The 8,247-nt window shown below is 68.1% G+C and carries 6 protein-coding genes; 1 reads left to right on the forward strand and 5 read right to left on the reverse strand.

Translation table 11 applies throughout. From position 1 onward, the window contains the following. The first annotated feature begins 62 nt into the window (after positions 1 to 62). Positions 63 to 2,726, forward strand: coding sequence for a pyruvate, phosphate dikinase (gene ppdK, locus OPU66_RS05380; RefSeq protein WP_498552585.1), 2,664 nt, complete (start codon positions 63 to 65; stop codon positions 2,724 to 2,726). Between the two features lie 80 nt (positions 2,727 to 2,806). Here the strand turns inward: ppdK and OPU66_RS05385 are convergent, their stop codons facing one another. The 5 genes from OPU66_RS05385 to OPU66_RS05405 form a co-directional block, all read right to left on the reverse strand. Further along, positions 2,807 to 3,799, reverse strand: coding sequence for a type II secretion system F family protein (locus tag OPU66_RS05385; protein WP_498552586.1), 993 nt, complete (start codon positions 3,797 to 3,799; stop codon positions 2,807 to 2,809). Positions 3,800 to 3,809: 10 nt separating this feature from the next. Further along, a complete protein-coding gene (locus tag OPU66_RS05390) occupies positions 3,810 to 4,778 on the reverse strand; it encodes a type II secretion system F family protein (RefSeq protein ID WP_498552588.1) in 969 nt (322 codons plus the stop codon). 43 nt (positions 4,779 to 4,821) lie between these two features. Then, positions 4,822 to 6,102: a pilus assembly protein CpaE gene (locus OPU66_RS05395; protein WP_498552589.1), complete on the reverse strand. Its 1,281-nt coding sequence runs from the start codon at positions 6,100 to 6,102 to the stop codon at positions 4,822 to 4,824. Continuing rightward, positions 6,102 to 6,731, reverse strand: a complete 630-nt coding sequence (locus tag OPU66_RS05400; RefSeq protein ID WP_498552590.1) for a CpaD family pilus assembly protein — start codon at positions 6,729 to 6,731, stop codon at positions 6,102 to 6,104. Before OPU66_RS05400 ends, OPU66_RS05395 begins: the two co-directional genes overlap by 1 nt. 24 nt (positions 6,732 to 6,755) lie before the next feature. Continuing rightward, on the reverse strand, positions 6,756 to 8,247 hold a 1,492-nt coding region (locus OPU66_RS05405; protein ID WP_498552591.1), incomplete at its 5' end, for a type II and III secretion system protein family protein.

An 8,247-nucleotide genomic window follows, 5' to 3' on the forward strand; every position in this document is an offset into this window, starting at 1 on the left:
CGGGATGCGGGCGCGTTCGGGGGACAAGTGACAGGCCGCACAGGCGGCCAAAAGGGGTGGTGATGACCAAATATGTCTATCGGTTCGGCGGCGGCGTGTCGGATGGCGGGGCGGGGGACAAATTCCTGCTCGGCGGCAAAGGCGCCAATCTTGCCGAAATGGCGGCCATCGGCCTGCCGGTGCCGCCGGGCTTCACCATCTCGACCGCGATGTGCGCGCGCTTCTACGAGGAAGGCGAGAGCTTTCCCGACAGCGTGAAGGCCGAAGTCGGCAGCGGCATCGCCCATATCGAGGCGGTGACCGGCAAGCGTTTCGGCGATGCCGATGATCCGCTGCTCGTCTCCGTCCGCTCGGGCGCGCGGGTGTCAATGCCCGGCATGATGGACACGGTGCTCAACCTCGGCCTGAACGACGTGACCGTCGCCGGGCTGGCGCGGGCATCGGGCGATGCGCGCTTCGCCTGGGACAGCTATCGCCGCTTCATCCAGATGTATTCGGACGTCGTGCTCGGCCTCGATCATGGTGCGTTCGAGGAAGCGCTTGAAATCGCCAAGGAAGATCAGGGGCATTTCCTCGACACCGACATGACCGCGGCCGACTGGGAACGGCTGGTCGGCGTCTATAAGGGGCTGGTCGAGGACCAATGGGGCCGCCCGTTCCCGCAGGATGTGCATGACCAGCTGTGGGGCGCGATCGGCGCGGTGTTCGGATCGTGGCAGTCCGAACGCGCCAAGGTCTATCGCCGGCTGAACGACATTCCCGGCGACTGGGGCACCGCCGTCAATGTGCAGGCGATGGTGTTCGGCAATATGGGCGAGACATCGGCCACCGGCGTCGCCTTCACCCGCAACCCCTCGACCGGGGAGCGGGCCTATTATGGCGAATATCTGATCAACGCGCAGGGCGAGGATGTGGTCGCGGGCATCCGCACCCCGCAATATCTGACCCAGGCGGCGCGCGCGGCGGCGGGGGCGAAGCCGCTGTCGATGGAAGAGGCGATGCCCGAAACCTATGCCGAGCTGGCGCAGGTGTTCGACCTGCTGGAGCGGCATTACCGCGACATGCAGGACATCGAGTTCACGGTCGAACGCGGCAAGCTGTGGATGCTGCAGACGCGCAGCGGCAAGCGCACGGCCAAGGCCGCGCTGCGCATCGCGGTCGACATGGTGGGCGAAGGGCTGATCACCGAAAGCGAGGCGGTGCTGCGCGTCGATCCGCAGGCGCTCGACCAGCTGCTGCACCCGACGCTCGACCCGGCGGCGCCGCGCGACGTGCTGACCAAGGGGCTGCCCGCCTCGCCGGGCGCGGCCTCGGGCATTGTCGTGTTCGATGCCGACACCGCCGAAAAGCGCGCCGAGCTGGGCGAGGCGGTCATTCTGGTCCGCATCGAAACCAGCCCCGAGGACATTCACGGCATGCACGCCGCCCGCGGCATCCTGACGGCGCGCGGCGGGATGACCAGCCATGCCGCCGTCGTCGCGCGCGGCATGGGCCGGCCCTGCGTGTCGGGCGCGGGGACGCTGGCCATCGACGGCAAGGCCAAGCTGTTCCGCATCGGCGAGCGCACGATCCGCGAAGGCGATGTCATCACCATCGACGGCGCGACCGGCGAGGTGATGCTGGGCGCGGTGCCGACCGTGCAGCCCGAACTGGCCGGCGATTTCGGCGCGCTGATGGTGTGGGCCGACCGCGTCCGCCGGCTGAAGGTGCGCACCAATGCCGAAACCCCCGCCGACTGCCGCACTGCGCGCGATTTCGGCGCGGAGGGCATCGGCCTGTGCCGCACCGAACATATGTTCTTCGATGCCGCGCGCATCACCGCGGTCAGGCAGATGATCCTTGCCTCCGACGAACAGGGGCGGCGCGCCGCGCTCGACCGGCTGCTGCCCGAACAGCGCGGCGATTTCACCGCGATCTTCGAGATCATGGCCGGCCTGCCGGTCACGATCCGGCTGCTCGATCCGCCGCTGCACGAATTCCTGCCGCATCATGAGGCGGAGTTCGAGGATGTCGCCGCCGCCGCCGGGGTCGGGGTCGAGGCGCTCAAGCGCCGCGCCGCCGAACTGCACGAGTTCAACCCGATGCTCGGCCATCGCGGCTGCCGGCTGGGCGTGACCTATCCCGAAATCTACGAAATGCAGGCGCGGGCGATCTTCGAGGCGGCGGTGGCCGTGGCGGAGAAGAGCGGCGAGGCCCCGATCCCCGAAGTCATGGTCCCGCTCGTCGCCACGCGGCGCGAGCTGGAGCTGATGAAGGAGGTGATCGACCGCACCGCCGAGGCGGTGTTCGCCGAGGCCGGGCGGCGCATCGACTATCTGGTCGGAACGATGATCGAGCTGCCGCGCGCCGCGCTCAAGGCCGGCGAGATCGCCGAGGTCGGCGCGTTCTTCAGCTTCGGCACCAACGACCTGACCCAGACCACGCTCGGCGTCAGCCGCGATGATGCCAGCCGGTTCCTGACCGCCTATGTCGACAAGGGCATTTTCCCGCGCGATCCGTTTGTCAGCCTGGATGTCGAGGGGGTGGGCGAGCTGATCCGCCTCGCCGCCGAACGCGGCCGGGCGACGCGGGCCGACATCAAGCTGGGCATTTGCGGCGAACATGGCGGCGACCCGGCATCGATCGCCTTTTGCGAGGAAGCCGGGCTCGATTATGTCAGCGCCTCGCCCTATCGCGTGCCGATCGCCCGGCTGGCGGCGGCGCAGGCGGCGCTCCGGGCGGCCTGATCCGCCTCATCCGGATAAACAAAAGGGGCGCGGTGCCGGGCAGGCACCGCGCCCCTTTTTGTTTTACGGCCGTTCCGGGTTTAGCCGCCCAGATTGTCGGCGATCGAACAGGCCGCCGGGCCGAGAATGACGACAAACAGCGTCGGCAGGATGAACAGGATCAGCGGCACCGTCATGATCGCGGGCAGGCGCGCGGCCTTTTCCTCGGCGCGCATCATGCGTTCGTTGCGGAACTCGGCCGACAGCACGCGCAGCGCCGAGGCGAGCGGCGTCCCGTATTTTTCGGTCTGGATCATCGTGGTGACGACGCCGCGCACCGCTTCCAGGTCGATGCGGTTCGCCAGATTCTCGAACGCCTGCCGCCGGTCGGTCAGAAAGCCCAGCTCGATCGACGTCAGCATGAACTCGTCGCCCAGCTCCGGATAGGCGCGGCCCAGCTCCTTGGCGACGCGGGCAAAGGCGGCATCGACGGTCAGCCCCGCTTCGGCGCAGATGACGAGCAGATCGAGGGCGTCGGGCAGGCCCTTGCGGATCGCGTCGCTGCGCTTCTGGATGCGGTTCTTCAGATAGATGTCGGGCGCCTTGTAGCTGCCGATCAGCACCCCGGCGGCGACCGCGAACTTTTTAAACGGCGCCCAGTCGGGGAAATAGTCGATGCCATAGACGAGCACGACGATGCCGGTGCCGAAGATCAGCGGCAGCATCATCCGCCCGAAGATGACGGCGACCGCCGCATCCTTCGACCGGATGCCCGCCTGCATCAGCTTTTTCTGCGCGGTCTTGAGCTGTTCGTCCTGCAGCACCTTCAGCGAGGCGAGGAAGGAGCGCATCCGGTCCGTCGTCTCGTTCCGCGCGCCAAGCTTGGCGCGGCGCTTGGACGTGGAGGCGGTGATGCCGGCTTTCAGCTGTTCGCGGCGGTCGTTGAGCGCCTTGACGCGCCGCGCCATCGGGTCGCGCACCGTGGTCGCCGCATACAGTGCGACCAGCACCATGAACGAGGCGATGCCGGACAGCAAAGTCGCCATCCAGATCACGTCGATGCCCAACAGCGTCGGCCCTGCGCCCTCGTTCATGTTCCGCGCCTCAAATCTCGAAATTGACCATCTTGGCCATGATGAATGCGCCGATGCCCATCCACACCAGCCCGCCAATCCCCGCGACCATCAGCCGCTGATCGGTGAAGAAACCGCCCATATAGTCCTTGTTCAGGAACCAGATCATCGTGAACACGATGAACGGCAGCGAGCCGACGATATAGGCCGAGGCCTTGGATTCCGAAGACATCGCCTTGATCTTCAGCTTCATCTGCGCGCGCTTGCGCAGCACTTCGGCGAGGTTCGACAGGGTTTCGGCCAGATTGCCCCCGGTTTCGCGCTGGATCGCCAGCGTGATGCAGAAAAACTGGAACTCCGGCGTGCCCAGCCGTTCGGAGGTTTCCTGCAGCGCGACATCCATCGACCGGCCGATCTTCATCTTGTCGCTGACGCTGCGAAACTCCTCGCCGACCGGGCCGGGAACTTCGGAGGCGACGACCGACAGGGTTTCCGAAATCGGCAGGCCGGCGCGCAGCCCGCGCACCAGCAGCTCGATTGCATCGGGAAACTTGCTGGTGAACTGGTTGACCCGGCGGTTGATCATGAAGCCCGTTGCCATGTGCGGCAGCCCCAGGCCGACGAACAGCCCGCCGAACAGCGCGAGCAGCAGCGGTGCGCCCTCAAGCCACAGCAGCGCGCAGCCGCCCAGCGCCAGCCCGCCCGACACCAGCGCATATTTGCCGACGCTCCACGACCGGCCAGTCATGTCGAGCCGCTTTTTCAGCTGCGCGGGGCGCGGGATCAGGGTCGAGGCAAGGCTGTCGATGCGGGTCGCGCGCGCGGTGGTGATCCGGCGCAGCTGCGCCTCCACGGCCGATGCGGCGGAGGCGCTGTGCCGTTCGCGCAGCGCCGCCAGCCGCCGCTTCTTCGCCTTGGCCTCGGACGGCCCGGAAAAGGCGGCGACAAGCATCGCCAGCACCAGCACCAGGCCGAGGAGCGGGATCATCATTTCGGTCATCTGATCTCCTGTCCTTCACCCTCCGCCGCGGCGGACGGCCGGTTCAGCCCTTGGCCGGGGCCTTTTTGCGGATCACGCCCTTGAGCCCGCCCAGCTTGCCGAGCAGCGACCGCGCCTGCGGGGCGGCGGCAGCCTCGGGCGCGTCCTCGGCGACGCTCAGCAGCCGGTCGGACAGCGCGCCGAGCGCCTGGGTGACCTTGGCCCCCTTGCCCGCTTCGGCCAGCGTCTTGCCCAGCTTGGCCGCCTGCGCCGCCAGCTTCTGGTCATAGGGGACGGCGAAATCGATCTTGCGTTCGATTGAGCTTTCGAAATCCTTGCGGCTGATTTCGGGCACGCCGCCCGTCTGCACGCGGTTGGCGACCAGCACCACCTGGGCATGGCCGGCATTGGATTTCAGCCAGGCGAGTAGGCGGATGCAGTCGCGCGCCGCCGCCAGCGTCAGTTCGGTCACGATCACGACCATGTTCGCGTCCTGCACCAGCATCGGATGCTGGACGAGCATGTGGCGCGGCAGATCCACGACCGTCGATTCGAACGCGGCGCGGATCTCCTCCTGCAACTGGAAAAAGGCCGAGCCGTCGGTGATCAGCGCCTGACTGATCGGCGCTTCGGCCGACAGCACGGCGAGCTTGTCGTTCGCGCGCACCATCGCGCGTTCGATGAACAGCCCGTCGATACGGCTGGGATTTTCGATGGCGTCGGTCAGGCCGCGCCCCGGCTCAAGGTCGAGGGCCAGCGCGCCGGTGCCGAAATGCACGTCAAGGTCGAGCAGCGCGGTCGACCGCCGCCCCTTGTCGCCGAACAGCCAGGCGAGCGATGCCGCGATCGTCGATGCGCCGACCCCGCCGCGCGCACCGATCACCGCCGTCATCACATGCGGCTTTTCGACCGCCGCCTCGACATGCTTGGGCGTGTTGAGGATGGCCAGCGCCTGACCGAACGCGTCGCGCAGCTGGTCGGGGTTGAACGGCTTGAGCAGATAGTCCTGAATGCCGCTTGCCAGCAGGTCGCGGTACAGGCGGACGTCATTGACCTGTCCGGCGGCGATCACCACCGTGCCCGGCTCGCACACCTCGGCCAGCGCATTGATGTCGTTGAGCGGATCGCCCGATTCCGACAGGTCGACGAACAGCACATGCGGGCTGGCCGACACCGACAGCGACTGGATGGCGTTGCGCAGCCCGCCCTTGTTCACCTTTTCGGGCGACCAGCCCATTTCGGCGGCGATGGGACGGATGGCATCGGCCGAGCCTTCGTCGCAGACAAAGGCCACAAACGGATCGCGCAGCGCGGCGCTGCGGGAGGGGTTCCACGGCGCGTTCATTACTGGGCACCTCGCGTTGTCTCGCTCTTGATCCCCTGCGCACCGGTCGGCGGTGCGGCGCGATAGGCGCGGATCGCTTTCGATGACGTGAAGCCGTCGGCGGGCCGGCCGGCCTCGCGGCCTTCGATCAGGTCGTGCGGATTGGCGATCATGCGCGCCAGCGCGCCATTGATCGCGCAGCCATAGTTGGACGGCGTGTTGCCGGCGAAATCGGGGCTGGGCGCGCGGCTCCAGTCCGGGCAGCCGGGCACGCTTGCCGCCGCGCGGCTGACGATGATGCGGATCATGCCGGCGGGCGGGCTGCCGGCAGTGCCGGGGGCGGTGTCGGCGAGCATCATGCCGCGCCGGCCGAGCAGCCCGGACACTGCCTGGCGGCCGCCATCGGTCCCGCTGGGATCGGCGATCGCCACCCGGTCGCCAAAGCCGAGCGCGATGGCATCGAACCAGGCGTCGAGCCGCTCGCGCTCACCCGGGGCGAGTGCGCCGGCATAGCCGGTGGTCACGTCCATCGCATAATCGGTGCGCTGCACGACCGGCTGGTGGACCGATTCGACGCCGCGATTGACGGTGCCGCCACAGGCCCCGAGCAGCAGGGTGAGCGACAGGGCGGCGGGGTTCAGGCGGAACATTCTGGCATCCATGATCGCGCGCCTTCAGTTGGAGAAACCGGGAGCCGGGTCGCCGGCATCCTTGCCCGTCCTGCCCGGCCGGCCCGGTGCCGGGGGCACCGGGCCGCCGCTGACCGGCGGGGCCAGGCCCGGCACCGGCCGTTCGCCGGTATTGCCCGAGCCTGCGGTCTGGCCGAGCAGCAGCCGTTCCAGATCGGTCGCCGAACGATAGCCGTCGGTCGGCAGCGGCAGCGCCGCGCTGGTCGGCTTGACCAGATAGGGGGTGACGATGATCATCAGCTCGGTCTCGGCGCGGCGGAAGCGCGTCGAGCGGAACAGCGCGCCCAGGATCGGCAGATTGCCGAGGCCCGGTGCACGGTCGACATTGTTGGTGTGCCGGTTCTGCAGCAGGCCGCCGATCATGAAGCTCTGGCCCGATCCGAGTTCGACCGTCGTCTCCGCCCGCCGCGTGGTGAGCGCCGGGATCTGGAAGCCGTTGATCGTCACCGCCCCGGCCGAGGTCAGTTCCGACACTTCGGGGCGGACGCGCATCGAGATGCGGCCGTCCGAGAGCACCGTCGGGGTGAAGGACAGGCTGACGCCATATTGCTTGAACTCGACGCCGATCTGGCCAAGCCCCTGAGCGAGCGGGATCGGAATCTCGCCGCCGGCCAGAAAGCTTGCCGTCTCGCCCGACAGGGCGGTAAGATTGGGGTTGGCGAGCGTGGTGATCAGACCTTCGCCCTCGGCCAGGTCGAGCGCGGTCGCGACATCGAGCCCGAACAGCCGCCCGGCAAGGCCGAGATTGGTGATGCCCGTCCCCTGACCCAGCCCGTTCAGGTTGAAATTGGTCGCGCGCGTCGCGGGATCGGTGGTGATGCTGCCGAAATTGCGGCCCTGGGCGATGCCGAACAGGAAGCCGCCGGTGGTGTCGCGGGTCAGCAGGTTGATCCCGAAGGATTTGGTCAGGTCGCGGCTGACTTCGGCGATGCGCACCTGCAGATTGACCTGCAGCGGCGTCGCCGTGCGCAGCCGGTTCACCGTGCCGATCTTGAGCGCGACATTGGGCGCGCTGACGTCGATGCCCGGATTGAGCAGCGACTTGACCAGCCGTTCGGCCTCCTCGGCGTCTTCGGGCGAGGCGACGGTGCCCGACAGCACGACCACCTGGCCGACCGGCGTCACGGTGATCTGCGCCTCGGGCATCGCCACCTTGAGCACCCGGTCGATCGAGGTCAGGTTCTGGCTGACGCGCACATTGGTCGCATAGACGACGCCGCCGGCGGCGGTGGTGGCGAACACCGTGGCTTCGCCGGCTTCCTTGCCGAACAGGTGGATCTGGCGCGGATTGCTGACATAGACATCGGCAACCCCGGGGTTGGACGTCCAGATATTGGCGATCGGCACCGGCAGGTTGATCAGTTCGCCCTGACCCACCGACAGCAGCACTTCGGCGGTCGGGCGCTGGGCGCCGGTCGGCATCTGGGCGACGCGGGCGGCCATGCGGGTGGCGGCCGGCTTGGCGGCCGGCCGGGCC

It is taken from the genome of Sphingomonas sp. URJC2, assembly GCF_059803575.1.

Excerpts from the sequence above, each read along its gene's own strand:
- ppdK (WP_498552585.1), top strand. The coding sequence starts at position 63 with ATGACCAAATATGTCTATCGGTTCGGCGGCGGCGTGTCGGATGGCGGG.
- OPU66_RS05385 (WP_498552586.1), bottom strand. The coding sequence starts at position 3,799 with ATGAACGAGGGCGCAGGGCCGACGCTGTTGGGCATCGACGTGATCTGG.
- OPU66_RS05390 (WP_498552588.1), bottom strand. The coding sequence starts at position 4,778 with ATGACCGAAATGATGATCCCGCTCCTCGGCCTGGTGCTGGTGCTGGCG.
- OPU66_RS05395 (WP_498552589.1), bottom strand. The coding sequence starts at position 6,102 with ATGAACGCGCCGTGGAACCCCTCCCGCAGCGCCGCGCTGCGCGATCCG.
- OPU66_RS05400 (WP_498552590.1), bottom strand. The coding sequence starts at position 6,731 with ATGTTCCGCCTGAACCCCGCCGCCCTGTCGCTCACCCTGCTGCTCGGG.